This window comes from Acidiphilium multivorum AIU301, from assembly GCF_000202835.1.
Taxonomy (GTDB): domain Bacteria; phylum Pseudomonadota; class Alphaproteobacteria; order Acetobacterales; family Acetobacteraceae; genus Acidiphilium; species Acidiphilium multivorum.
This window is the reverse complement of sequence record NC_015178.1, coordinates 191094-217015: the sequence shown is the minus strand read 5'-3', so window position 1 is coordinate 217015 and position 25922 is coordinate 191094. Positions and strand designations below refer to the sequence as shown.

Sequence of the window (25922 nt, the reverse complement as noted above, 5' to 3'; positions counted from 1 at the left end):
TATCCGCGCACAAGTCTCATGGCAGCCGGCGCACCGTTTGGGCATATTTTCCTACCTGCACTAGGCTCATATCCACTACGTAAAACTGCCACTGCCCGTGCTTTACCTGCCCGCACACGAAGCCGAGGTCATTATAGTCGCGCTGATAAATCGCCGCATGAACGATCCGCACCGGCACTGGCAGCCGCATGTTCACGTTGTCGGTCATCGCCGCTTTCACGGCGGGGTTATGCACCCCGGCATTGTTGCGGTTGGCATGGAACGCCCACCAATCCGCCCCCACCTGCCCCAGATAGACCGAACACCCATTAATCGGCCCGGTGAAAAACGTGCGCGCCGCCGGGTCCAGCCGCATATAAGTCACGGTGTCGGCCTTCCACGGCAGAAACCGTATCCCGAGATCCACCGCCCCTTGACTAACCTCCACCGTGTGCAGGGCGCCGCTGCCCTTGCCCACCCGCGTTGGCATCGTCACCGCCTTACCCTTCTTGAAATACTGTAACCCCGACTCCCGGAACCGGAACTTGGTGAACTGCCCCGCCACCCGGTCGTAACGCTCCGCCGTCCACTGGCCGCCCCAGTTGTTCATCGTGGAAACGACTTGCATACCCGCCTGCGACGGCGGAAATGCTTGGTGTTGAAACTGCACGATATGCCCCTTGGAATACCCAGCCGGATCAGCCACGAACCTATCGATCGACATTCCAACCCCTCCCCACCATTCCCATTCATACCCCAAATATCTACTCCAGCCCGTAACCCAAGTCACACCCAAAGCAGCTCATGGCCACAGCACAGCCGACGGGGGAGATCTTCTACACCCTGATGGACGCGAAGATCCTGACCGAGGCTTGGCGGCGGCAGTACAATCCTGTTTCATAAGACCCATTTGTTTATGTTATTGAGAGGGATAGGTTTTTCTGATCGGTGTGTGATCCCGCGGGGTGTTTGGGGTTCTGCCGTGCGCGATGAGTGATCTGCGCGGCGGCTGGCTTGGCGAGTTCGGACCGGCGGAAGATCCACGGGCCGTCGGGCAAAGGGTGGTCGCCCTCGATCACTCCGGCCTCGGCGGCGAGCCTGAGGGCCTTGGGCGCCACGCCAAGGAGGCGTGCGGCATCGGTAAGGTTGAGCTGAGGTTCGATGCCGTCGGGCGCGGGGCGGAAGACCGGGATCTTGTGATGCGAACGGAGGGCTGTGACCCGCTCGCGGGTCCAGCGGTTGCCATGGCCGGTCAGCAGGCGGTTCCGATTGAGGATGCCAGCAATCAGGTCGTCGGAGGCGATGAGCGCGAGATGGCGCACCGCGGCGATGATCTCGGAGGCCGTGCTGTTGCGCTGTCCGCGGCGCCGCGTCGGCAGGCGAAGCTCTGTGTGGGCACCGCCAATCCAGTGGACCAGCAGAACGATCTCGGAGGCTGTGTCATCGATATCGGCAACCATTTCATGGATGACGGTGCGGACGATACGCTTCTTGAGCCGGGAATCCGTTGTCGGCGCCGCCCAGACCGCCCGAAGGTTCGTACCAAGCCTGGCGGCGTCGAGCACCGCCAAGGAAGACGATTTTGGGGCGGCGGCATCGTGCTCGGCAATCCTTGCCTCGACCTCGGCGGCCTGCGCGAGGGCGCGGTTCCATCGCGTCTCCAGCTCCGCGGCAACAAGCCGGTTCGCAGGATCAGCGGCGTCATATTGCCGGAATGCCCGAGCGGCCTGGTAGCGGGCCGCTTCGAGATCGCGCACCAGAGCCTCGCGCACCTGGTCTCGCCGGCCGGCGGCTTGCGCCTCTGCGGCGGCGGCGGCGATGGCGCCGGGTTCGACGACCCGCAGCAATGCCTCCTCGATGGCGTCGTCGACCCGCAGGCCGCCGAAAGCGATGCAGCGCGGCTCGCCATTGTCGAGCAGGCCCCGCCAGCAGGAATAGCGGGGGATGTTGTGATTGGTCCCAGTATAACGGACCGTCAGCTTGCGGCCACAGCGCCGGCAACGCAGCAGGCCGGCCAGCAAAGCATCGCCATGCTTGGGCGCTCCGTGATGCCGGCTCGCAGGGATGTTGTCGCTGACCATCGTGCGGATCGCCTCTGCCCGTTCCCAACTGACATAGCCTTCATGCGCCCCTGGCTTCAGCGCCAGCCAGTCGCCGCGCCGCTTGCGACGACTGCCGGATCGCGGAACGATCGCGTCGTGCCGCGGCGCCACGCGAGTCTTACCATAGGCGTAGGCGCCGCCGTAGACCGGGTTCTCGATCATGCGGTGGATGGTGGCGTAGGTCGGCCTGCGCCAGACCACATCGCCATTGGCGCGTCGGGCCGGCAGATCCAGACTGTGCTCCAGGAACCAGAGCAGAGCCTGTCGGGCGCTGCCGAGCTCAGCCACCTTGTCGAAGACGAGAGTAATGGCCTCCTGAACTCGGCGATCCGCCACCACACGGCCCCGCAGATCCTCCGAAAGAGTCTTTGCCATTCCTGCCGGCCTCCAAACTCCCGCAGATAGCTTGAATCAGATTTCAACCGCTTCCGGTACCCCAGCGATTCAGATGGTTCGGCTACCGCTCTAATGCCGATGCCCAGCTGAAGGCCGCCGACTGCGGGAAGGGCAATGCCAGGAATTCCGTGTATGGGTGGCGGTTGAACATCAAGCCGCCAAGGCCCTTACGAAACGATCGCCGAAGATGACGGCGAACTGAGCCTTTGCCATAGCCCATTCTCGAGGTGGCATCACCCGCTCTTTTTCGGATCGGTTCAGGATCAGATAGAGCAGTTTGGCCGCGGCCTCATCGCTGGGGAAATGGCCGCGCGTGCGGATCGCCCTGTATACCAAGGTCGGGGTCGGCGAGACAGTGCCGATCGCCGTCGACCTCAAGTAGATGCATCTTCTGGATGCAGCGTCGTCGTCTGACGTCGCAAGGCGGGCTCCGTAATCTAACGAAACGATTCACGCGGCCGGAAGGTGATGTCCCGGCCGCGTTTCGATGTGGAGAAGCTGTCGTCCCGTTATTTTGCGGGCGCCGGCTGCGAAGGTCTGGGCTGCCATTCCGCATGGTGCCAGGCGCCCGGTCCCGCCATCGGTCCGCGAGGCTTGAAACGGTGCGGGCGGTGCGGCGGCGCGATCCGGGTCAGCGCGTCGAAGGATGGGCCGATCGCGCGCACCATCACCGCCTTGCCCAGCGCATTCGCCGTGCCCGCGCCGACTGCGGCGACGGTTGCGCCCGGTTTCAGGAGTGCCGCGATCTTCTGGTTGCCGAATTCCGGCGGCGGCAGATGCAGCACCGTGCCGTTCTCGAGCAGCAGGCCGTTGCGGCGCCCGCCCGGATCGTAGAGAACCTGCGCGACCTTGCCATCCGCCATCATCCGCGTCGCGCGGTCATGGTGATGCGGACCGAAACCGGCTGGCGGGCCGTTATCGACCACGCGCTGATGCGTCGTCGCATCGTTGATCGTGACACCGCGTATTACGGGTTCGCCGGCCGCTTTCAGGCCGCGCACCGTGACCTGGTCGCCCTGCTTCACCGCATAGGCGATCTCCGTGGAGAGATAGGGCGGGAACAGGATCTCGGTGCCGTTCGAGAGAATCATCCCGTCGATCGCGCCGCGCGGCGTGATGGTGAAATGCGCCACCGTTCCGGAATAGGTCGGCAGGTCCTTGAGCGCCGCCCGGTTGCCATGGGTTGCGGCGCTTGCCGCGCCGGTGGCGAGCATCGTCGTGGCGGTGGCGGCGGCGAGCATAAGCTTCAGTTGTGTCATGCGTATCTCCATGATGTCGACGGTATGATCCGTCGCCCTGATGCTCTGCACACGGCGTGCCAAACCATAACGCGTTGAACGGCAAGGGTTTCGGGAGTTACACGACGGAGGACTCGTCGGATCCGCCGACAGTCTCCGTCGGATTTTCCGACAGCGTTGTCAGCCCGTATCGATTGAGCCGGTCGTAGAGCGCGGCGCGGCTGATGCCGAGTTCGCGCGCCGCTTCCGTGCGATTCCCGCGGGCGCGGATCAGCGCGGCGCGGATCGCGACGATTTCCGCATCCGCGACAGTCTCCGCCAGGCGACGCGGCGGCGGCAGGGACGTGGTCTGGCGCGGCGATGGCGCGAGGGCGAGATCGGCCGCATCGATCACCCGTCCCGGCGCAAGGCTTGCCGCGCGTTCGAGTACATTGCGCAATTCGCGGACATTGCCGTGCCAGGGCCAGGCGGAGAGCGAGTCCAATGCGGCCTTGCTCAGCGTCGGCGGCGAGGCCGGGCGGATGCGGGCGAGGAGATGGCGGGCGATCGCCTCGATATCGGCTACGCGCTCGCGTAGCGGCGGCACGACGATCGGCAGCACGGCGAGGCGGTAATAGAGATCGGCCCGGAACCGGCCTTCCTCCACGCGTTCGGCAAGGTCGCGATGGGTCGCGGCAATCATCCGCACATCGATCGCGACCGGCGCGCCGCCGAGCGGCACGACCTCGCGTTCTTCCAGCACCCGCAAAATCTTCGCCTGGGTCGCCGGCGCCATGTCGCCGATCTCGTCGAGCAAGATCGTGCCACCCTCCGCCTCGCGGAACCGGCCGCGCCTCGCGCCGATTGCGCCGGTGAAAGCGCCGCGCTCATGGCCGAACAATTCGCTCTCCAGCAGATCGGCGGGGATTGCCGCGCAATTCACTGCGGCGAAGGGGCGCGACGCGCGGTCGCTGAACCGGTGGATCGCGCGGGCGACGAGTTCCTTGCCGACGCCGGTCTCGCCAAGGATCAGCACGGTCGCCTGGCCCGAGGCGGCGAGGCCGATCCGTTTCTGGACTTCGCGGATCGCCGGACTCGTGCCGATGATTTCGCCAGGCGCGACGGAGTCTGCCGGGGCCGACGTTGTCGCCGTGCCGGTAAGCACCCGGTCGCGCAGGGCTTCGAGATCTGCGCGGCCGACCGGCTTGGTCAGATGATCGAACGCGCCAAGGCGCATCGCGGCGATCGTGTTCTCACCGGTCGCGTAGGCGGTGAGCACGACGACCGGCAGCGCCCTGTCGCGCGATTTCAACGCTTCCAGCGCGGCGATCCCGTCCATGCCTGGCATGCGGAGGTCGAGAAAGACGAGGGCGGCCGGGTCCGTCGCCAGTGCCGTCAGGGCCAAATCGGCGCTGGCGAATTCGGCGACGTCATGGCCGAAATCATCCAGCGCCTCGGCAAGGCTGGCGCGGAACCCGGCATCGTCGTCGATCACTGCGATCCGCGCCATCACGACACCCCCCTGAACCTTATGCGGAACCGCGCGCCGTGCTCGGATGGGTCATGGACCAGCGTGCCGCCCTGGGCGCGGATCATCTCGCGGGCGATGGCAAGGCCGAGCCCGTTTCCTTCCGGCCGTCCGGTGACGAAAGGCTCGAAAAGATGGGCCGCGATTCCGGGTGCGATTCCTGGCCCGGTATCTTCGATGAGAATCGTGAGACCGTCCGCATCGCGTGCCGCGGTCAGCCGCACCGTATCGTCCTCGCCGCAGGCGTCGATCGCATTGCGCAGCAGGTTGTCGAGCGCGCGGAGGGTCAGCGCGGGGTCCAGCGTCCAGGAGAGGCCCCGATCGTTCGTTTCGATCGTGACGCCCTTCGCCGCGGCATATTCTTCGAGGGGTGCGCGCGCCTCGCCGAAAAGATGCGCGAGCGATGCCTCTTCAGTCTGCGGCGCGGGCGCGGCGGCGAAGCCCAGCAATTTGCCGGTGAGCTTTTCCAGCCGCGCCGATTCCGCGAGGATGCGGTCGAGGGCAGCGCCGCGTCGTGCGGCGTCGCCGGCCAGGCCGGATTCCGCGCGGAGGCGAATCGCGCCCAGGGGATTGCGGATTTCATGCGCCAGCCCCGCCGCCATCCGTCCCAGCGAGGCGAGTTTCTCCTGCTCGGCGATGCGCGCGCGGGCGCGGCCGAGGCGGGCGGTAGCGCCGTTCAACGCGGCGATCAGCCGGTCAAAATCGGGTTCGCCGGTCAGTGGTAGTTTTGCTTCGGGGTCGGTGGCGAGGCCGGCCTCGACGGCGGCGAGGCGGCGGGAGAAGCCGAGCACCAGACGCGTGAGGAACCAGGCCGAGACCATAAGGAAGAGCAGCAGCACGGCCAGGCCGCCGGCGGCAAGTTTCGAGAAGGGCGTGCGCAGCAGGTCGAGCCGGACGATGGTGAACCCCGCAAGGTCTTCGGCCGGGCTGCCAAGTGGGCAGGCGGCGATCACCGCACGGTCACCGAACCCTCCGCGCTGGCGCAGCACCAGATGGTCCGCGTCCAGCGCTGCCGCGGTCGCCGTGGAGATGCCCGCGTCATGCGGCGTATCGACGCCGATCGACGCGAGTGCCGTGCTGCCCGAGACGATGCCGCCGGCGACATCGGGAAACGGCCAGAGCCCGAAGGCCGCAACACCTCTCAGCCCCTTGCGAAACGCCTCGTCCTGCGGCGCCGATCCAAGCCCGGCGCTGTAGAATCCATAGGCTCGCGCAATCGAATCGCAGGCTCGGGCGGCGACCTGCCGGTCACGCGCGAGGCTCGCCGTCGCCGATTGATGGAACAGCCCGATGATCAGCCCGCCCGCGATGATCGCGGCGATCAGCGAGATCGACCAGAGCAGCGCGAGTCGGGCGCGAAGCGAACGCATCCTCGGAGCCTGACCGATCGGCGCGCGACACGCCAGAGGCTCAGACAAGCTGACAGGCTGCGAACCAGGCAATCGTCCCTGCGTCGTCATCAACCAAAGTTCAGGGGCATACGGGAAAAGCGACAAATATCGGGTGTTTAAGGGATATTGAGGAAACGAAAGCCGTACAGATTCTTGATATTTCATGACACATCATGATAAATCAAGGAAAGATTGGAGATGTATCATGGCAGCCCAAACCCGTGAAAAATTCGCGACTCAGGTGAATTCTGAGATTCTCTCCGCGGTGCGCCGCCTCGCGCAAAGCGAGGGGCGGCAGTTGCAAGCGCTGGTAGATGAGGCGCTCGCCGACCTCATTGAAAAGCGCAAGCAGGGTCGGCCCCGCGCCAACGTGATGGCCGCCTATCAGGCGAGCCATGAAAAATTCGGGACACTGTATAAAAAGCTGGCTGAATGACGGATTATCTAACCGTCATCGAGGTTCTGGCTATCCATGCAGACCAAATCGATCGCTACGGTGGCGCTCATGGCGTGCGTGACCCTGGCCAGCTGGAGGCGGCCTTGTATCGCCCACAGACGGGATATTATGCCGATCTGATCGACGAGGCTGCCGCCTTGTGGGAGAGTCTGGCGCAGAATCATCCGTTTTTCGACGGCAATAAACGCACGGCTTTTGCTGCCACCTATGCCTTCCTGGTTATCAATGGCGCTGGGGTGCAGGCCGATCCAGATGAGACTTACGATTTTATCGTCAGTCTGTATGAAGCGGACGGTTTCAGCTTTGAGCCGCTGGTCGCCTGGCTGCGGCGGGTGGTGGTGCCGCCTGACGCCTGATAATTCTCCTGCCGTAGCAAAATTGGGGCTGCTGGTGGGGGCGGCAGAAGCCAGTTTGGACCTTGAACGGCGGGGTTGGAGAGGTGGTTCCCTCAGGCTCCGCTTCGCTCCACCTATGACCGGCCATGGCACCACCAGAAGTGAAAATGCTCAGTGCGTAGCCGTTCATCTTTCCTGGCACGGCTGTAGCGCCGGGCGATCGGCTCGAACAACCATATGTTTTATTCGGCTATTTTTTAGGGTGCCGTTGAAGCATAGTCGGAATGACGCCCTTATGTGGCTGATGAAATAAATTTCATGCAAAATATCGGGACTCCATCATCCGAACGAGATGCTTCCTCGTAGTGGGAGTTTGGCAAGCAAGTTAATTTGCTTGATTGGCGCCATCGTCGCTATTTTCATTTGAAAGGCGGTCCCGAGTGAGCGGGACCGCACAAGTTTAGATCGACCAGCGGGTCTCAGAGGGCTTTCTGCCGCCGGCGAACGACGAGACCGAGAACGAGCAAGCCTGTTCCGAGGAGCAGAACACTGCCCGGTTCCGGTACGTCCACTTTGAGAACGGCCGGTGCTCCGTTCGCCTCAACGTAGTCGACAGCGAAACTTGTCATCGATCCCACAGGTAACGTGCCGGTATCGCTGACGGCTTGAGTTTCGCCAGGCGAGTAAGTCACGTTGTTGCCGTTTGCATAGCTGCTGGCGCCATCGTCGTGGGTGATCGTGACGTAGGTGCCTGCAGCTATATTCGCAGCGGGGCCTTGGAGCGAGAACTCCAGATATGAATAATTCGAGCTTCCTGGAGAACTCATCGTGGTTCCAAGGAACGCAGCCTCGCCACCCGTACCGCTGAAATTTGAGATGTTGGCGGTATTCGTAAAGAAGTCGGCGTACGTATTCGACTGTCCCTGCTTATTGGTGTTGTCGAAACTCAACTGCCCTGAGTATGTGAAGGAAGCCAGTGCATCTACGGCCGATGGCGCAGGCTGGCTTGCAGCGTTTATGAAGTTGGTGCCGCCAATCTTACCTGTCGTTGTGGTCCAGGCCGTTACTAGCCAGGTCGGATTATAAATATCCGCCCGCGCTATTCCCGTGAGGCCGAGGAGCACCACGGCTCCATGTAATAGATATTTGCGGACGCTAGACATGTTCAATCTCCAAACGTTTGAGAAATCATGCCATGAATGACCACGGACACTTCATACATGAAGTGCGTTCAGTGCTCACGCAAAAATCACGCCATATTTACAATCTTAATAGAATCAAACTTGCCTATCCGGTTGACTCCCATACCTACTAGATCTAGTGTTGGGCATGGATGTCCTGGCCCGTGAAGACCTGCCGTTCCCGCAGTCTCTGCCGGAATTCCAGCGTATTTTCCCGAACGACGCGGCCTGTGCCGCCTATCTCGAAAGCGCCCGCTGGAATGGAGGGTTCGCCTGCCCAAGGTGCGGCGTCGTTGGCGAGCCGTTCCGTTTCGAGGCGCGCCCGGGCGTTCTGCGCTGCCGGGCCTGTCGCAAAGACGTAAGCCTGATGGCTGGGACCGTTATGGAACGCAGTCACACGCCGCTGTCGACTTGGTTCTGGGCGGCTTACTTGATCGCCAGCCAGACGCCCGGAATGTCGGCCGTCCAATTTCAGCGGCAACTCGGCCTGTCGCGCTACGAGACCGCCTTCGGCATCCTTCATAAGCTGCGCGCCGGGATGGTGCGCCCCGAGCGCGACAAGATTGGCGACACGCCGCAAGAACACGTCGAAGTGGATGAAACGTGGGTTGGAGGACGAACCCGAGGCGATGGACGGGGTGTCCATCACAAGGTTCTCGTCGCCTGTGCCGTGGAGGTGCGCCACCGGAAACCGGGAACCAAGCTCGACAATCGGAAAGACGGTCGCTACGCGGGACGCGTTCGTCTCGCTGTTGTCCCCGACCGTAGCGCCAATTCGCTCTGCGGATTCGTCGAAAACGCCGTTGCTCCCGGATCGCTGATCGTTACCGACGACTGGAGCGGCTATGCCGGTCTCGGAAGGCGCGGGTTCGACCACCATGCAATCGCCGAATGCGGCGACCCGGAGGTGGCAGAAGAATTCCTGCCGATCGTCCACTTGGTCTTTACCAACCTGAAGACCTGGATCAACGGCATCCATCACGGGGTCAGCGCCAAACATCTACAAGCCTACCTCAATGAATTCACGTTTCGGTTCAACCGGCGCCTCTATCCCTTCAACGCGTTCCGCTCGCTGCTCGGAATCGCGGGTAGGGCAGCCGCACCAACCTTTGACGAGCTTTATTCCGGGGAATGGACACACCCTACATTTAGTGGGTGTGGGTAACAACCGGATAGGCAAGGAATCAAACAGCTATCTAGTCTCATTCTATGAGATGTAAGAGATTCCGACAAAATATTATTTCAATATACACTTTAGGTCGAAATATATTTTAAAATATGCTATAGGTTGTATGTATTTCGTTGCTATCTATTCGTTCATTCGCTGATGTTGTGGGGCAGCGCGATGCTGACGGCCTTGAAGACATTGCCGACCTGGCCGGTGACGTGGGTCCTCGTGGTGATGACCTTGCCGCCCTTTTCGATGGTTGCCTGCTGGAGCCTGTCGAGATCGTTCAGCAACTTCTGCCATTCGGGCTGGAAGCCGCTGGCGCCGCACAGGCGGTTCAGCTCCTTGGCGAGTGTCAGGGCCAGGAAGGAACAGAAAACGTGGCCGCGGATCGCGGCGTCAGCCTGGTGAAAGATCGGCCTTGTATCGAAGCTGGCCTTGGCGGCGCGGAACAGGGCCTCGACCTCGAGCAGGTCGCGATACCGGATCACGGCCTGCAGGGGCGTGACCCTTGCGTTGGTCCTGAGCACGCTGAGGCCATCGAAGCGGGCCTCCTCGGCCAGCTTGCCCGGATCGATCTCGAAGGCGTTGCCGCGGCTGCGGAGATAACGTCGGTAGGCCGAGTTGCCGACCAGCGCCTTGTCGCCCTTCTTCAACTGGGCCTGCAGCCCGTCGATGATGGCCTGGCGGTCCTCCCTGTCCTTTTTCGCCTCGGCCTCATTGACGCAGCCTGCGGCCTTCAGCTGGGTGATCTGGGCGGCCACGCTCTGGCCGTCGGTGGAGACCCGTAAATCATGCCGGTACTATGCACCAGACTTCTGCAACAGAAAGTCCCGCTTGTGGCCAATGGGGCAGAGTTGGTGTGATATTCTCTTGATTTGCGAACCCCACCCCAAGCCGCAGTAAGCCCTACCTCTATCAGAGGTAGCGTTTGGAGCGTTTGCGCCGTCCGACCAAACCAAGACCGACAAGGCCAGTGCCGAGCAGAAGAAGGGAGCCGGGTTCGGGTACTGGAGTACCGGGTGTCGGCGTCAGGGTTTCTGATATAAGATCATAATTATTCTTTGTCCCATCCCAGTTAATCTTAAAATCCGGACTATATCCAGAAAATGTCCCAGACGACAACGTAACATTGAATACATAATTAATGCTTGTATTGGCCGGCAACACGGGGCCGGTTGGAGTTGTTTCGGCCATGAAGCAGTAGAAATTTCCACTTCCATTACAGCCGCTCGAGTTCAGCCCTCCTATTGATTCTGTGAATCCTGACGGGGCCAGAGCACTCGCAAAATTTGATGGTTGGTTGAAAGCAAACGACTGTACGCCATAGCGCCCACCTTCTGTATCGGAAGGCCCATTTATGCCTGCGATATTAAGGGTGAACTGATCCGTTAAGGGATTGGCTGTCGCTGATTCGGTCAGCGTATAGGTGAGACCATCGGCGATCAGGCTGGCGCGAGCGCCTGCCGTTGTAAGCCCCAGGATGACGACAGCGCTGGCAACATGGCGAAACTTCAACATGAACGTCCCTTTCGAAAGGCTGGCGTTGACTGACACGGTCGGTTCATTTCGGTTCGGCTGCTTTACGCAGGGGAGGCGCCGATTTGGGCCGCAAAATAGAATAAGCAATTCCCATGCCGAGCCAAATAAGCTCGTAAAATCAATGCATAAAATATTTTAGACAAGCGAGATGTAAAATATACTGACACTACTTTTGGTCGAGTCATCATGAAAAATATCTTTGGTTGTATAAATTGGGCGAATAGCCGCAATGCCAGAATCCGTATCATGGAATTTCGTCGAAAGTCTCTTGGAATTGATGCGCATGGAACTGGATCGCTCAGCAAGATCCAAGTACAGCCGCCCAGGCAGCCTGATCAACGGACCCAGGGGATGCTGAAACACCGCCCCCCAATCACGCCGAGGTCTTCGCCATATGGATACAATCGATGCAAATTGATGTCGGAGTTATTTCGCGTCTGAGTGCCGCGGCAAGATACATCTGAGTGCCGCGGCAAGATACATACGCCACGAGGATGCTGAACGGCTCGCCTGGCCGAAGGCGGCGCTGTTGATTTTTCTTGTCTCGATCGCGGCCTGGTCCGTTATTCTGGCGTTGTTCATCTGGCTTTGAAATCGCCGGCGCGCATGGCACGAGGAAGCTGGAGCTAGTCAACCGTCATTCGTGCCGCATCAAACCGCCTCTCGGCCCGACGCCCCTGCCCTACAGTGGGTATCACAACCAGCCTGATGAATTCGAGTGTGGCCCGCATCATCGGCGCTGGGATCCTACCTATTCCGCGCTACTGGGCACGGTGATGGCCGTGAAGATAGAAGGCTATGTCCATGACAGCGATGACACTGATCATCAAAACAGCAAAAGACGCGATCGGACGATCATAGAGAATGACGCTTTTCGCGCTGATGCAATCCACGACGCGAATGAAGCGTTGCCGCAGCGACACCATCCCAAAGACCCTTTCTTGTCGAACATATTACCGTTTCTTCATTTTCGATCTTATCGATGTCAAGGCTCGCGGAATAGTTGAAATTCCGCATGGCTGATTTTTACGATCTTCCGTCTGCGCAATCTTTATCAGCCAGGATCCTCGGCTCGGCGATCCTCAGCCCCCGGAAGGAGATTCCGGACGCTCTTCCGCACTGCGTGCACGGCCGAATTAGGAGACCTGTGCGCGGATAGGGGCATATGCTGGCAACGGAGAGATTCACGCGGCGCTGAGATCTTTCTGAGCTGCGTGCGGTACGCCGTTGGCTAGTGCGAACATTCACGCTGCTGTTCCGAGGATGTTGAGGGTACGCTTGAGATTGTAGGCGATGGCGGTGAAGTGAACCTGGACGGCAGCTTTGGCGAGACCTCGCCATCGCATTCGGTGAAGCCCGTAGCTGCGCTTCCACATGCCGAAGATCTTCTCGATGCGGCCGCGGATCCGATGGATCGCCCGGTTCCAGGCGTCGAGGCGCGCAAGCGTCTCCTGTTCGTCGCGGCCCCACATCGCGGTCAGGATCACCCGTGGCGTGCCCCCATTGGTCCGGACCGCCGCGCGAAAGCAGGCGCCGCGATAGGCGCTATCGGCAAAGACTTCGCCAGGATCATCGGGTAGCGCGGCGTCGCCGGCGCGGCCGTCATTGACGTTCGCCGGCGTCACCGAGACCCTCTCCACCAGCGCCGTGCTGGTATCAGCGCCGACATGGGCCTTGAAGCCGTGGATGGCGGGTCGCCCCTTATGCTTGACCCAGCGTCCTTCACCATCGTCCTTGCTGGCCGAGGCGATGATCGTCGCATCGACCAGGGTGCCGGTCTTCACCGTGATCGCCTTCGCTTTCAGCTGCGCAGTAATAGCCTCGAACAATCCACCATCGAGCCGGTGTGCCACCAGCAGTCGGCGAAAGCGCACGAAAGCCGTCCGCTCGGGCGTCGCCTCAAGCTGCGCAAAGCCGCAGAACCGGCGGAACGAAGCGCGGTCATCGAGAGCTTCGGCGAGTTTGACGTCGGACAGGTCGTGCCACATCGCCAGCAGCAGTGCCTTGACCATCGCCAGTGGCGGCCAACCGGGTTCCCCTTTCCTCGCCGGATAGAGCGGGGCAAGCAGATCAGAGATTGGCTGCCAATCAATAAGTTCAGACAGCGCGTCGAGCGAAGAGGCAACGCGCGGTTGTTCCGCCATGGCAAGCCGCTCTTGGCCAATCCGACGTTGCGCCACTGAACCCCTCCATCTCCAAACGGCAACAGAGAATCAGCAACCCGAACCGCTGGCTACGCCTATCCGCGCAAAGGTCTCCTAGGCCGCCATTTTCATTTTGGCATTCATCACGGTCGATCCTGGGCGACGTGCCAGATACGCAGAATCCGTGCCGTATCGGATGACATATCGACCTCATACACGATCAGATACGGCCACACCGCCACCAGTTCCCGGGTGCCGGTGGCTAAGCCCACGCGGCCCCTGGTGGGAAACAGCGCCAGGCTGTCGCCGGCGAGAACCAATCCACGCAGAACGCTTGAGGCTGCATTCGGGTTGAGCAGTTCGAGATAAGCAACAATGACATCACGATCTTCCAGGGCAAGCGGATGCCATTCGACCTGCATGCTCAGAGACCGGCGATCGCCAGGTTCAGCCGCTTGATCTCGCGCAGGAGATCGGCTCGAACCTGCTCATGCGGCACAGCCGGGCGGAGATCGGCCCGGGCTTCGGCGACGGCAGCTTCGAGGAGCCGCCGCTCGGCCTCGAGTTCAAGATCGATCTGGGGAACGGTCCGGATCATAACGATAGTGTGATCGCCTATCCTGAAACTTCGGGAGCAACTCCTTTGTTCGTTTTATGTTCTGATCTTGTCTATGTCCATACTTTCCTAATGGAGAAGATAGGTTACACCAAAGGATAGTGAAGGCGGCCCGAAGTATACAGGTGATGGCACATATACGACTGGCGGGGGCGCATAATGCACAACAGGCGGTGACGAATTCGATGATGGTCACGGCCGTCTTGTTCGGCGCCGGGTATTCGTCTGTCCGGACGCCGTAGCGCTGGAACCGCTGCGCGACTGGCCGGGGTTGAAGAGCGTTCTGGCCGTGGAAACCATCCGCGGCGTCAACGGATCCGGCAAGATCGAAGCCGAAATCCGCTACTTCCTGTCCAGCAGCGACGATCAACCCGAAATCCTGGCGAAAGCGATCCGTCAACATTGGCAGATCGAGAACAGCCTACACTGGGTGCTCGACGTCACCTTCAACGAAGATCACTGCCGGATCCGGGATCGCAACGCCGTCCTGAACTTCTCCCTGCTTCGCAAGATCGCGATCAACCTCGTTCGGCGCCATCACGCTTCAAAGGCCAGTCTCAAGGGGCGACGCAAAATGGCAGCTTGGGATAACCGTTACATTGAGCAAGTGCTCACCGGCATCTTTTATGCGTAACCCCAGCTCATATCCCTTGAACAGCGAGCCCGCCGGTGCATCCGCCGCGAACAGGAGGGCTGGCCGACACACTCTTGCCTGATGTACTGGGACCTTCAGAACGTTGAGCCATCAGGCGATATAGTTAGTTGGTCCTCGCGAACCTCGGGCGGGATCTCCAGCGCAGAGAAAAGCGAGTCCGCGTTTAGCGACAAGAATTCGTATTCCATGCCAAAGAAGGGTTGACACTTCACGATTTTGTGCTGACAGATAAGTTTATCGCCCTTCATCTTCGAGCATTATTTATTCTTTTGCGTATAAAATGATCTTTATTTGCATATATATTTTGCAGTGGCCACTCAATGTGCCAGCAATTTGCGCCGATCAGGCTGTGCTTTTCACCCAAACCACCCGAATCGGCCCAGCCACCGCCTCTGGCATGCTACTTGCTGCACCCCTTGTCGCATGAGGGGAAGCCTCAGGCCCAACTGACTCGCCTGCTCTCGTCGAACCGAAATATGGAGGTCAGTATTTGCACGTCGTGATCTTGCTCCAGATCTGACCGAAGCGGCGGTCGACGGCTTTCGCCGCTCCGCCACGTGGGTCGTGTGAGACAAATCTATCCTCTACGTCCGGAGCGCTCGTGGTACTGATTTTCAGCGCGCGCTTCCAATTCAAAAATGGAAGGGTTTTGCATGTCCGTCTCCTGGCTCAACACCGGTGACAATGCATGGCAGCTTACCGCCGCAACGGTCGTCGGCCTTCAGAGTGTGCCCGGCCTTGTCGTGATGTATGCAGGCATCGTCAAGAAGAAATGGGCGATCAACTCCGCCTTTATGGCATTCTACGCCTTCGCCGCCGTCCTGATAGCTTGGTTGCTTTGGGCCTACAACATGGGTTTTGGCGCCCAGTTGTTTCCATTTGTCGGCATTCCACACCCGATCGCCAGCATGGCCGACGAGTTGAATCAAGCGGTCATCCCTGCAGCCAAGGCTTCGGCGAATTTTCCGATGTCCACCATGGTCTACTTCCAGTTCGTCTTTGCCGCGATCACCCTAATCATTATGGCTGGCGCGTTCATTGGCCGTATGAATTTCACTGCCTGGATGATCTTCGTACCGCTCTGGCTCACTTTCTCCTACACGATCGGTGCGTTTAGCCTGTGGGGTGGCGGATTCCTCGCGCAGATGGGCGTGATCGACTATTCGGGAGGCTACGTCATCCATCTTGCGGCCGGTGTAGCCGGTTTCGTTGGTGCGGCGGTCATCGGCGAGCGCAGCCCGCGCGATCGAGAGAATTTCCAGCCGAACAACGTCCTGCTCATGCTGGTCGGCGCCGGCATTCTCTGGCTCGGCTGGAACGGGTTCAATGGCGGCGATCCCTATGCTGCAAGTCGCGACGCAGGTGCGGCAGTGCTGAATACCAACGTCGCAACCGCAATGAGCCTGCTGGTCTGGACCGCACTCGACATTAAGTATTTTGGTAAGCCCGCTGTCATCGGCGCAGTGCAGGGCATGATCACCGGCCTCGTCGCGATCACCCCCGCCGCAGGCGTGGTGAACGGCTACGGCGCACTGATCATCGGCATCGTCTCTGGTGTTGTGCCCTGGTATACGATGAACGTGCTCGGTAAGCGTCTCGCGATCTTCCGCAAGGTTGATGATACACTGGGCGTGGTACACACCCATGCCATCGCAGGGCTGCTTGGCGGCATCATGGTCGGCCTGCTCGCGACCAAAGCCGGCTGCGCAGCCTTCGGTCTCAGCACCCCGGGCGGCGCGATCGACGGCAACTGGCACCAAGTTTTGCTCCAGATCTACGGCGCCGCATTCATCATCGTGTTGAACGTCGTGATGACTTACCTATTGTTGAAGGTTATCGGCGTGTTTGTGCCGCTCCGGATGCCTGAGACAATGCTTGAGATCGGCGACGATGCCGTTCACGGTGAAGAGGCTTATGCCTTCTACGGCGACGGACAGCGCCGACCGATCCTCGGCGACTAGACGAACCTCGAGAATGCGACCGTTCCGCAACCGACCTTCGTCGCGCCTTGGTGCTTCGAAGGCACGCGGGCCGGTTGCCCTTGGGTGGTTCTCCACATCAACCCTTGACCGGCGGCTTATGATTGCCGGTACTGCGATGGTGGTCGCGACTCTTGCTTTCCTCACAGTACGAAGCCAGATCGCCACTGAATCACTGCGCCTCGCTCATGCCGGCTTCACTCCGCTCCTTGGCGGAGTCGCGTGGGTCCATAGCCTAGCCGGCGGGGGGCTCACGGTAATCCAACCGGAGCCCTACGCTCTTCGCCCTCAAATGGCCGCTCTTGGGTTCGTCGCCGTTGGTCTGATAGCACTCGCCATGACAATGGACTGGGCCCGTCACTCGCCCCAAATCCGCAGGTTTCTTGGCGCCCTTAGTCTCGTTGGACTGCTGGCTGGTGGCGGCTCAATGTTCCGACCGTGCTCAGAAACGCTCGTGCTGTCGCCACAAGCAGGCACAATCCGTTCGTCCCGCACCCCCGGAAAGACTATTCCGATCCGAAATATTGCCGGCGTTGTCATTGAAATCCCACGCTGGGATACCCGCAACCGGGGCTATCGTGTGGCGGTCGACCTGCGCAACGGAGGTTCACACGTCGTATTGGGCGCCACCAACGCTAGAGCCGCCCGGGGCTTAGCTGCGCTCCTCTCCGCCGCGCTCGGTCGAGCCCGCTAGACCAGATGTTTGCCCGAGATTGGGGTGACCCGTCTCGCGGTATGCAGGTTTCCGAGGGTGAACCGCGCCGTATCGGTCTTGTCGCGCGCCATGACCGGCACCGTGGTGTCGCCGCTATGCAGGCGCGCGGCAGCATGAACATCGGTTTCGATCAGCCGGTAGAGCGGTACCAGCGCATGACATGCCGCCCCGACCTGATCGGCCAGGGTCGAGACGCTGTGATTGTGATCAACCGCGGCAAATAGGCTGGACTCTCCCCTTGACACACGGCAACGTTGCCGCTCGGCGAGCTGAAGCCGTGAACGAGGGGCATCCAAATGGTCATCATCTTTGCGAACAAGCACGGTAATTATGACTTTATCGTCCAGACCAGCATTGCCTTTGCGCTGGCAAAGCTGAACTTCAGCGAACCTCTAGACGAGAGTGTGGTCGCATTTTCGCCTGGGTTAAACATGCACGATGCAGAAAAAATTGCGCTCGTCGGCCACGGCAGCCCCGGGAGTATTGAAGGCGTGTCGGCTGAAAGCATCGGCAACGCCATGGCCGACCCGGTCAGAGGTGTGGGCCGCAACTTGCGAAGACTAATCGTGACCTCGTGTTACGCCGGGGTGCGCCCGGACCCGTCTCGTCCAACTTCGACCGTTGAAGTCCTGGCCAGCAAGCTGCGGGGACGGGGCCTGGGTGGCCTGGAGATCGTGGGCTACAACGGCCCAAGTATCAAAAATGCCGAACTGGGATTCTTTGCTTCGGTGGTAAACGACCCCACCCCCGGAGCCGCGGTCGATTCTCCACAGCTGGATAAGGCCTTCGCGCAATCCAACACTTCTATAATGAACACAAAGAAAGACACCGGCGATCTGAGTCTCCTAAAGGTCAATCAGACCACCAACATTGGAAACTTGGGGAAGAAGGCAGCCGTCAGCAGCAAGAGCTTCTACGCCAATTTCATCGAGGAGCTGTCTAGGCAGCAATTGCTCCTCCAAGGCGACGACGTAGCGCGTGTGGCGGTTGTGCTCGATTAGGCCGTAGCGTTCTGCGATTTCGGCGCCCCAAATTCGTCTGACGCGACGGCGGACCAGATCGCGGAACCCTCAAGCACGGCGTGCCGATGATGTCGTACCAGCGGTCGCCAGACCGCTGGCAGCTAGCGTTCGTGCTGGATCGGCCTTGATCGCGCGCTCGCCTCCGCTCTCGCGGATGTCGCGGCGGTGGCCGTCATCAAGTTTCTCCGGCCTCCGGCCTCCGACCGTCCGTCCTGACTGCGGATTCCGACGTGAAGCCGGCCGGCATTCCGATCAATATCCGGCCGCCGGCGGGGGCTTCTGGGTCAGCAACGGAGGCATCACGGTTACCGCTTTCATCAGCGGGGGACTGGGATGCCGGCGAAGAGGAAGCAGACCATGAGACAATTGCGACACATGCTGCGCCTGCATGGCGACGGGGTGCGGATTGAACTAAACCGCTGGCGCGGTAGTTGCGTCTGAGACGGCGGTTTTCCTACATGGTCTGGCGGTAGTCTGCCAGGATTTGGGTGCTTTCACCCCAACCCTGGACGGGACCGCCCCGATGACCGAGATGAGCCCTCTGCGCCGCCGCATGATTGAGGATACGACGGTCCGCAATCTATCGCCTGCGACCCAACGATCATACGTGCATGCGGTCGCCAAGTTTGGCCGCTTTTTCAGCCGCTCGCCGGAGAAGCTCGGCCTTGGGAGGTCCGTGCTTTTCAGGTCCACCTTGTTGCCGGCGGCATGTCGTGGCCGGCGCTGAACCAGACGGTCTGCGCGCTGGAAACCGGCGCTGGTATTTGGCGATCAACTGCGGATCAAAGCTACCCGCACGGTCTCGCGGGATCGCAATCTCGATCTTCCCCGTGCCGGTCGACACCGACTTGCGGCCATAGCCGTTGCGGCTGTTCTCCGCCTCCGCTTCGTCACTCAGATGGTAATCCATCTCCGCGCTCAGGGCCCGCTCCGCCAGAGCCTTCTTCAGCGCGTTCACCAGATCCCCGGAATTCAGCGCTGCCGCCGCGTCTCCCCCAGCCAGAAGCTGGTCCAGCAATTCGTCCGGGATCGCCGGCGCTCTCCGTCGTGCCATATGGGTCTTCCTTTCTACCCGCTATGCCACTCACACACGAAATTCAGGACACTGCCCCTTACGTGGAGTGCGGCAAGACGAATGCCGCGGCTGCAGCCGCGATCCGCGAGGCCGTGATACGTCCCTCCATGCGGTTAATATCGCCATCAAGAGCGAAGCCTGTTCATCGATTCTGGTGGTTCACCGCACGCGGGACTTTCTGGTTCGTCAGCGCACGCAGATCGGAAACGCGCTCCGGGCCGACATGACGGGGCAATATTCGGCCTTGCAGTAATGTATCTTTTGTGATACAAAGGCAAGCTAGGAGGATGTATGAACCCCGCGCGCCTGACCGAGATACCCGTTGTTTTCTATCGCACGGCCGGTGGCGCGGAGCCGGTTCTCGACTGGCTGCGACGCCTGCCGGCGGAGGATCGCCGCATCATCGGCACCGACCTGGCGACGGTGCAGTTTGGCTGGCCGATCGGCATGCCGCTATGTCGGTCGCTTGGTAGGGGCCTGTGGGAGGTCCGCAGCAGCTTGCCGAGCCGGCGCATCGCCCGCGTGCTGTTCTTTATCGAAGATGACCGGATCGGCGTGGTGCATGGGTTGATCAAAAAGACGCAGAAGACACCGGCGGACGATTTGGACCTCGCCCGCCGGCGCATGAAGGAGATGCAGGTGTGATCAAGAAGAATCCTCATTGGGGCACGACGCTCGATGAATTCCTCGGCGAAGAAGGTATCCGCGAAGCCGCGAAGGCCGAGGCTCTGACGCGCGTGGTCGCCTGGCAGCTCTCGCAGGAAATGGAGCGCCAGGGTATAACGAAAGCTGCGCTCGCTGAGCGCATGCACACCAGCCGTGCTCAGGTCGATCGTATCCTCAAGGCCAAGGGCAACATCACGATCGAGACCCTCCAGCGTGCCGCCGCGCTCGTCGGCCGTGAGCTGCGGTTGGAGTTGGTCTGAGCAGGGGGCGGGGCGATCTGCGGAAGAGGCTTCAGTACGGCTGGATCAGCCAATTTTTGGTTTGCTCCGGATGCCTCGCTTCGGCGGGTTGGCGACCTTTGGTTTCAGCCACCATTTTACCGGCTTGTCGGCGGCTTGCAGCTTGGGTTTTGCAGGCGCGGTCTGACTGGCCGGAGCTGCCGGACGTTTGGCTTTGGCCTCTTTCGGTGCCTTGGCCGCCCGGCCAACAGGTTTTGCAGCCGACTCCTGAGTGGAGGCAACCTTGTCTCCGGTGGTTCGGCATGTTGGTCTCGACGCTTTCCTCTTGCCGCTCACAGGCACCTGCGACGTCGGCGGTTTCGCATTTTCGACCGCCGATGCTGCAATATCGATCCCGAACAAGGCGGCGACGTCGCCATCTTCCAGGATTCGGCCAGGGATCGTTGCCGCCGATTCCGGCAGCGTCGTACCGGCATTGGTAATCAGGGCCGCCTCATCAACGTCGCGCAGCCTGAATAGCAACTCGGGTCTTGTATCCAGCCGCGCCCCGACGCCATAGAGTACTGCTGCTGCGTGCTTGCACAGAGCGGCATAATCAGGGCAGGAGCAGGAGAAGCGGATTTCCGACCGCTTGGGGAATAATCCCTGCTCCCGCCGGCACAGCCGGGCCATCACCGCCTTTGACAGCCGCCCCTGCAGCAACTCGACAAGCGAATCGATCTGACCAGCACAATCGGAGCAGATCGTCTGCCATACCATCTTCGGCACCGGGCCAATCGTCACCGTCACCCGATAGATGTCCGAGCCACTGACCAGCGCGGTCACCACCCGCGGCGCGATCTGCAGATCGATCACCGAGCCGTTGCGGACATAGGTTCGCCCGCGCGGCAACCGGTTCTCATAGTCGTGCAGGGATTCGAGGTGATCGCACCACGCCTTGCCCCAGGGCGTTGTGGCTATGGCGCGGCCGGCGACCTCCACCGGGCTGACCATCTGCCCGGCCTTGCGCAGTCTTGCCACTTCCCGTGCACCCTGGCGTCGCCGTTGCGCGACCGGGACATAAGGCGCCCAATTCCGAGAGTGCCAGGACATCAGTCTTCCACTACAGCATTGATATCGAGCGATACCAGATCGATCAGTGCCGAATCGTCCATCTCGGTCAGGTCAAGCTCGTTCTCTCCGGAGAGCAACTCGGTCGAGAGAGACTGTTTCGCCTCGATCATCGCGTCGATCCTCTCCTCCACCGTGCCGCGGCAGATAAATTTGTGGACCAGCACATTCGATTTCTGGCCGATCCGGAAGGCACGATCCGTCGCCTGGGCCTCAACCGCCGGGTTCCACCAGCGATCGAAATGCACGACATGCGAGGCGGCAGTCAATGTCAGACCAGTACCGCCCGCCTTCAGCGACAGGACAAAGAACGGCACCTCCTCGTCTTCCTGAAATCGCTGCACCAGCGTACGGCGCTGTCGTACTGGCGTCCCGCCATGCAACTCCAGACCGTCGCGGCCAAAGACCGAAGCCAGAAGGGCGGCCAGCGGCGCTACCATCTCGCGGAACTGGGTGAAAACCAGCATCTTGTCCTGCCGCGCCGCAACAGCCTCGGCGATCTCACGCAGCCGCCTGAATTTGCCACTTCCGGCCTCATCCCAATTTCCATCGTTCAGCCAGTGGGCTGGATGGTTGCATATCTGCTTGAGCCGGACCAGCGAAGCCAGTACCAGCCCCCGGCGCGCCATTCCCTCCGCCTCCTCCAGGCTGCGAGCGAGATCGCCGACGGCTTCGCTGTAAAGGGCCGCCTGCTTGCGGCTCAGCAGGCAGTGCGCATTCATCTCGATCTTGTCGGGCAGATCGGCAATGATCGCCTTGTCGGTCTTCATCCGTCGCAGGATATAAGGCCGCACCAGATCGCGCAGCGGTCCGTAGGGATTCTGCCTCTGGTTGGCGAGACTCTTGGTGTACCGGGCGAATTTCCTGGCATTGCCGAGGAGCCCCGGGTTGATGAAATCGAAGATCGACCATAGATCGCCGAGCGCATTCTCGACGGGCGTGCCGGTGAGCGCGATCCGGGCCTCGGCGCGCAAGGCCTTGGCGGCACGGGTCTGCTTCGCCGCCGGGTTCTTGATCGCCTGTGCTTCGTCGAGAATGGCGAAGCGCCAGAGGATTTCGGTGAGAGCCGGCAGACGCAGCAGTGTTCCATAGCTGGTGATCACCAAATCGAAGGCCGCGGCATCCTCCGCAGTAAAGGTCTTGATCTCGGTGGCACTGCTTGTTGAGGAGTGGACGATACGAGCGCGAAGATCAGGCGCGAAGCGATCGATCTCTCCTGACCAGTTGGCCAGCAGCGAGGCAGGCGCCACCAGAATGCTGGGCTGCCGGACGGCCCTCCGGGATTTTTCCGCCAGGAGCAGCGCCAGAACCTGAATGGTTTTGCCAAGGCCCATGTCATCGGCAAGGCAGGCACCAAGCCGCAGAGCAGAAAGCAGGCGCAGCCACTGCACGCCGGCCTTCTGATAAGGTCGCAGCGTCCCGCGCAGTCCGGGCGGCGTATCCTCGGTAAGGGAGCCGGGTGAGCGTAGCGTCTGCAAAGTCTCCTCAAGCCACAGCCCCGCCCTCACCTGACTCCACTCCTGGTCGGCGACTTCCGCCGCCTCGCTTTCATCGACGCCAGCGAGCAACCTCATCGCTTCGGCAAAGTCGAGACTGCCTTTGGCCGCCAGGGTTTCGGCTTCACGAAACCTCGCCATGACCCGTTCAAGCCGCGCCCGGTCTACCTCAACCCATTTGCCCCGGAGCAGCACCAACTGCTCGGTGCCGGCCAGCAGGCGTTCAATCTCGCCCGGACTCAAAGCCTCGCCATCGAGGCTGACCTCCATCTGGAAATCCATCAGCCCGTCAAGGCCCAGCTTCGACGGCGCAACGCTGCCGATCACGGCCGAGACGCGCGGACGCGTAGGCCGGTTCGTCTGCCAATTCGCCGGCATGCGGAGCACGATCCCGGCCGCTTCAAGCTCGGCGGCGCTGGCGAGAAACCGCGCCGCCTCGCCCGGCGTCCAGCGCAGCGGGTGATAGATTTCGCCGCCCTCAATCATCGGCTTCAGCCACGCACAGCTTTCCGCCGCTCTCTGGACCGGCATCAGCAAAGACAGCAACTGCCGGCGATTTGCCGCGCCGGCATATTCGCGCAAGGCTTGCCCCAGCGGTAGATGCTGCACCTTCGCCTGGGCCGACAGCCGCGTGGTGTAGGTTGCCATGAACGCGAATGGCGCCTCGGGATCGCCCTTGTTCTCCGCTAGATTGAAATGCACCCGCCCTAGCAGGTTCCAGGTCGGGTTGAGCGCATGCAGGTACGATTGCAGATCGATCTGTCTGGTTTCAAGCTCCTCGATCAGTGCTCGATCGATCTCGGACCAGAGCGTGCGCAAAATGTCCTGGGTCAGAAACTCAGCACCCGGCATTATCGGCGCGGTGAGCACCAGGGTCGTCAGCTCAGCTTCATCGGGGGAAGGAACTGAAGGCTGAGAGTTTGATTTCACTATGTAGGCCTGCTCGGTCGTTTGCAGGCGGAGGACGGTAATGTAACGTTGGCCGAAGCTCCGCCACCAGCCCAGGGCCAGCGGCAAATCAGGTACGACTTCGGCGGCGCTCAGTTGCAGCAGTCCTGGCCCTGAGCCATGAGCAAAAGCCTGCGCAAGCCTCGCAGCTACAGCGGGTTCAATCGCCGGGTTCTCGGGCTCGAATACGAGATGGCCAGATGGTGTCAGCCGCAGGCCAGCCTGCTTGATAGCCGGAGATCCCGGTAAGGCGCCACGGTGTAGACCTTCCTTTCGTGATGTCGTCGGGATCATCGGTTTATTGACTCTTTCTCATGGAGGTTTGGCGGGAGAACGAAGTCAAACAAAAATGTGCTTGTTCATTACGGCTCGCCTTGCCATTTCCACACCATCCCATCCAGTGATTGCCGCGTGCTGCGGATGTTGGCGTCGAGTTCTGCGAGGCTGTCGGTGAGGTCTGTGTAGTCGAACTGGCGGCGCTCGAGTGGGCCGAGCGGTGGCAAGGGAAGCAATGGTGGTGGTGCGCCGGCCTCGCTCTCGTTGGAGAGGTAGTCGTCTGTGAATTAAGCGATGTGGTAGTTCGGTAGGCGAAGGTCTGGAGAGGGTCTTGCGGCCGAGAGCCATGTGAAGATGGCGCAAAGAAGCCTGATCAGCCATCTGCGGAGCAGCCGGAGGTTGTGGCCGGCGCCGGCAAGGATGGCGTTGATGGCATCACCGTCGAAGCCGAGCAGGAAGTTTCGCCCCAGATGGCCATCGGTCTTCATGTGGCCGATGACGGGTTCGATGGCTGTGCGTCGGCGCAACTCGCGGCGGATGGTGGGGGTGATGCCGCGTTTCTGGCGGGAGATGAAGATCCTTCTGCCCTCGGCTTCGACGCCGTGGCCGCGATAGCCGCGGTCGACATAGGCGCGGGCGACGGCAACGCCGGTGATCCGCTCGACCTGCTCGATCTGGCCGGCCAGGGTGTGGCCGTCATAGGGATTTCCCGGCTGGCTCTGCATGCCGAGAACGAACTGACCGCCGGGTGCGGCGGCGTTGGTGGTGGCGATGGAGACCTTCACGCCGAATTCGAATCGCGTCCTGGCCTTGCCCTTGCCGATGCACTCCACCTCAGGCGCGTGCAGGGAATAGAGCTTGTCGGCACCGCGGTCGGAGCGCTTCTGGCGAAGCAGGCGATTGATCAGGCCCAGCGTTTCGGCGAAAGTGGCCTTCGCTTCAGCGTTGCCTGCGATCTTGCGGGTGATGTCACGAGCCAGCCGGCCCAGCCAGGTTCGCAGCTTGCGCACGCGAGCCTCGGCCTCGCGGCGTTTGCCACCATGGTGCAGGCGCGCCGCCTCCTGCCTGGCGTAGCGCGCGACCCGGCGATACGACTGGCGTAGCGTGATACCGTGCTTGCGTGCCATCCGCGCCAGTGTCTCGATGCCGCTGTGCAGGAGCTTGCTGTCGGTCGGATGCGTCACGGCCTTTGGCTGGACCGTGGTATCGATGGTGACCCGCTTGTAGTGCTTCTCCGCCACGGCCCCACCCCGCTCGGCGGCCGCCAGCGTCTCGGCGAGCAGGGCCTCCATCCGCTCGGGCCCGATCCGTTTGCGCCAGCGCGTCATCGAGGATCGGTCAAGCGGCAGCGTGTGCTGGAAATGCGTCTCGCCGCAGAATGCCTGGACATACGGACTGTCGAGATAGCGCGCGCAGATCGCTTCGTCGGACAGCCCATCCATGTGCTTGAGAAGATGCAGCGCCACCATCAGGCGGGTCGGCAGTGCCGGACGTCCCGCCGCCTCGGCGTAGAGTGAGCCGAAGCGTTCCTCGAAAACCCGCCAGTCGATCAGCCGGGCCAGCCGCACCAGGGGATGCCGCTGGTCGATGATGTTCTCCAGCCGCGAGCGGAACAGTTCGAGATCATCCTGCGAGGCATTCAGCTTCGGCGGCATTCTTTCCTCCACGCCAAACGCATGATGTTC

Annotated in this window: 20 protein-coding genes and 7 pseudogenes; 10 read left to right on the top strand and 17 right to left on the bottom strand. The window is 61.2% G+C overall.

Annotated elements, in window-relative coordinates:
- Positions 1-16: 16 nt before the first annotated feature.
- From ACMV_RS18130 to ACMV_RS18110, 6 genes and pseudogenes are all read right to left on the bottom strand, one after another.
- Positions 17-703 carry a hypothetical protein gene (locus tag ACMV_RS18130; RefSeq protein WP_041665639.1) on the bottom strand — a complete coding sequence of 229 codons (687 nt, stop codon included), beginning with the start codon at positions 701-703 and terminating at the stop codon, positions 17-19.
- A gap of 190 nt (positions 704-893) precedes the next feature.
- On the bottom strand, positions 894-2456 hold the full coding sequence (locus tag ACMV_RS18125) for a recombinase family protein (RefSeq protein WP_013635030.1): 1563 nt from the start codon (positions 2454-2456) through the stop codon (positions 894-896).
- Positions 2457-2627: 171 nt separating this feature from the next.
- Positions 2628-2804, bottom strand: a pseudogene (locus ACMV_RS20260) (IS256 family transposase); the annotation flags it as partial.
- Between the two features lie 182 nt (positions 2805-2986).
- Positions 2987-3736, bottom strand: a complete 750-nt coding sequence (locus tag ACMV_RS18120) for a hypothetical protein (RefSeq protein WP_231844538.1) — start codon at positions 3734-3736, stop codon at positions 2987-2989.
- 97 nt (positions 3737-3833) lie between these two features.
- Positions 3834-5204 (bottom strand): sigma-54-dependent transcriptional regulator, encoded by a 1371-nt coding sequence (locus ACMV_RS18115; RefSeq protein WP_013635027.1) that lies wholly within the window; start codon positions 5202-5204, stop codon positions 3834-3836.
- Positions 5204-6592, bottom strand: coding sequence for a sensor histidine kinase (locus tag ACMV_RS18110; protein ID WP_013635026.1), 1389 nt, complete (start codon positions 6590-6592; stop codon positions 5204-5206). The genes ACMV_RS18115 and ACMV_RS18110 overlap by 1 nt, the downstream gene beginning before the upstream one ends.
- Positions 6593-6818: 226 nt before the next feature.
- On the opposite strand from ACMV_RS18110, the gene ACMV_RS18105 reads away from it, so the two are divergent.
- Both ACMV_RS18105 and ACMV_RS18100 read left to right on the top strand, forming a co-directional pair.
- On the top strand, positions 6819-7049 hold the full coding sequence (locus ACMV_RS18105) for a hypothetical protein (protein ID WP_013635025.1): 231 nt from the start codon (positions 6819-6821) through the stop codon (positions 7047-7049).
- On the top strand, positions 7046-7426 hold the full coding sequence (locus tag ACMV_RS18100; RefSeq protein ID WP_013635024.1) for a type II toxin-antitoxin system death-on-curing family toxin: 381 nt from the start codon (positions 7046-7048) through the stop codon (positions 7424-7426). Before ACMV_RS18105 ends, ACMV_RS18100 begins: the two co-directional genes overlap by 4 nt.
- A gap of 458 nt (positions 7427-7884) precedes the next feature.
- Here the strand turns inward: ACMV_RS18100 and ACMV_RS20255 are convergent, their stop codons facing one another.
- On the bottom strand, positions 7885-8568 hold the full coding sequence (locus ACMV_RS20255) for a PEP-CTERM sorting domain-containing protein (RefSeq protein ID WP_231844537.1): 684 nt from the start codon (positions 8566-8568) through the stop codon (positions 7885-7887).
- A 166-nt stretch (positions 8569-8734) separates the two neighbouring features.
- On the opposite strand from ACMV_RS20255, the gene ACMV_RS18095 reads away from it, so the two are divergent.
- The gene (locus tag ACMV_RS18095) at positions 8735-9751 is read left to right on the top strand and encodes an IS1595-like element ISAcr1 family transposase (protein ID WP_007421341.1); all 1017 of its coding nucleotides are present in this window, start codon (positions 8735-8737) and stop codon (positions 9749-9751) included.
- 152 nt (positions 9752-9903) lie between these two features.
- Here ACMV_RS18095 and ACMV_RS20995 read toward each other — a convergent pair.
- From ACMV_RS20995 to ACMV_RS20990, 5 genes and pseudogenes are all read right to left on the bottom strand, one after another.
- A pseudogene (locus tag ACMV_RS20995) lies at positions 9904-10479 on the bottom strand (IS1634 family transposase); the annotation flags it as partial.
- A gap of 193 nt (positions 10480-10672) precedes the next feature.
- Positions 10673-11275 (bottom strand): PEP-CTERM sorting domain-containing protein, encoded by a 603-nt coding sequence (locus ACMV_RS20250; protein ID WP_081479286.1) that lies wholly within the window; start codon positions 11273-11275, stop codon positions 10673-10675.
- 1265 nt (positions 11276-12540) lie between these two features.
- Positions 12541-13476 (bottom strand): IS5 family transposase, encoded by a 936-nt coding sequence (locus tag ACMV_RS18085; RefSeq protein WP_013635019.1) that lies wholly within the window; start codon positions 13474-13476, stop codon positions 12541-12543.
- Between the two features lie 107 nt (positions 13477-13583).
- Positions 13584-13862, bottom strand: a complete 279-nt coding sequence (locus ACMV_RS18080; protein ID WP_013635018.1) for a type II toxin-antitoxin system RelE/ParE family toxin — start codon at positions 13860-13862, stop codon at positions 13584-13586.
- A 2-nt stretch (positions 13863-13864) separates the two neighbouring features.
- Entirely contained in the window at positions 13865-14038 is a 174-nt protein-coding gene (locus ACMV_RS20990) for a hypothetical protein (protein ID WP_013635017.1), read from the bottom strand.
- 256 nt (positions 14039-14294) lie between these two features.
- Between ACMV_RS20990 and ACMV_RS18075 the strand changes: the two are divergent.
- Positions 14295-14690: pseudogene (locus ACMV_RS18075) on the top strand (ISAs1 family transposase); the annotation flags it as partial.
- Positions 14691-15364: 674 nt separating this feature from the next.
- The gene (locus tag ACMV_RS18070; protein ID WP_013635015.1) at positions 15365-16672 is read left to right on the top strand and encodes an ammonium transporter; all 1308 of its coding nucleotides are present in this window, start codon (positions 15365-15367) and stop codon (positions 16670-16672) included.
- Positions 16673-17446: 774 nt separating this feature from the next.
- Here ACMV_RS18070 and ACMV_RS22045 read toward each other — a convergent pair.
- Positions 17447-17602 (bottom strand): annotated as a pseudogene (locus ACMV_RS22045) (IS66 family transposase); the annotation flags it as partial.
- A gap of 99 nt (positions 17603-17701) precedes the next feature.
- Here ACMV_RS22045 and ACMV_RS18060 point away from each other — a divergent pair.
- Both ACMV_RS18060 and ACMV_RS20235 read left to right on the top strand, forming a co-directional pair.
- Positions 17702-18406 carry a hypothetical protein gene (locus ACMV_RS18060; protein ID WP_013635012.1) on the top strand — a complete coding sequence of 235 codons (705 nt, stop codon included), beginning with the start codon at positions 17702-17704 and terminating at the stop codon, positions 18404-18406.
- Positions 18407-18950: 544 nt separating this feature from the next.
- A pseudogene (locus ACMV_RS20235) lies at positions 18951-19192 on the top strand (phage integrase N-terminal SAM-like domain-containing protein); the annotation flags it as partial.
- On the opposite strand, the pseudogene ACMV_RS18055 reads toward ACMV_RS20235, so the two are convergent.
- Positions 19173-19481: pseudogene (locus ACMV_RS18055) on the bottom strand (transposase); the annotation flags it as partial. The pseudogenes ACMV_RS20235 and ACMV_RS18055 sit on opposite strands and share 20 nt — an antisense overlap.
- Positions 19482-19537: 56 nt before the next feature.
- Between ACMV_RS18055 and ACMV_RS20625 the strand changes: the two are divergent.
- The 3 genes and pseudogenes from ACMV_RS20625 to ACMV_RS18045 form a co-directional block, all read left to right on the top strand.
- A pseudogene (locus tag ACMV_RS20625) lies at positions 19538-19731 on the top strand (IS110 family transposase); the annotation flags it as partial.
- A gap of 62 nt (positions 19732-19793) precedes the next feature.
- Positions 19794-20147 (top strand): type II toxin-antitoxin system RelE/ParE family toxin, encoded by a 354-nt coding sequence (locus ACMV_RS18050; protein WP_013635010.1) that lies wholly within the window; start codon positions 19794-19796, stop codon positions 20145-20147.
- Positions 20144-20428: a helix-turn-helix domain-containing protein gene (locus ACMV_RS18045; protein ID WP_013635009.1), complete on the top strand. Its 285-nt coding sequence runs from the start codon at positions 20144-20146 to the stop codon at positions 20426-20428. Before ACMV_RS18050 ends, ACMV_RS18045 begins: the two co-directional genes overlap by 4 nt.
- Before the next feature lie 45 nt (positions 20429-20473).
- On the opposite strand, the gene ACMV_RS18040 is transcribed toward ACMV_RS18045, so the two are convergent.
- The 3 genes from ACMV_RS18040 to ACMV_RS18030 all read right to left on the bottom strand — a co-directional run bounded on the left by ACMV_RS18040 (position 20474) and on the right by ACMV_RS18030 (position 25892).
- Positions 20474-21400 (bottom strand): SWIM zinc finger family protein, encoded by a 927-nt coding sequence (locus ACMV_RS18040; RefSeq protein WP_158320265.1) that lies wholly within the window; start codon positions 21398-21400, stop codon positions 20474-20476.
- Positions 21401-21498: 98 nt separating this feature from the next.
- Entirely contained in the window at positions 21499-24255 is a 2757-nt protein-coding gene (locus tag ACMV_RS18035; protein ID WP_013635007.1) for a DEAD/DEAH box helicase, read from the bottom strand.
- Positions 24256-24524: 269 nt separating this feature from the next.
- Positions 24525-25892 (bottom strand): IS5 family transposase, encoded by a 1368-nt coding sequence (locus tag ACMV_RS18030; RefSeq protein WP_013635006.1) that lies wholly within the window; start codon positions 25890-25892, stop codon positions 24525-24527.
- Between the last annotated feature and the right edge of the window lie 30 nt (positions 25893-25922).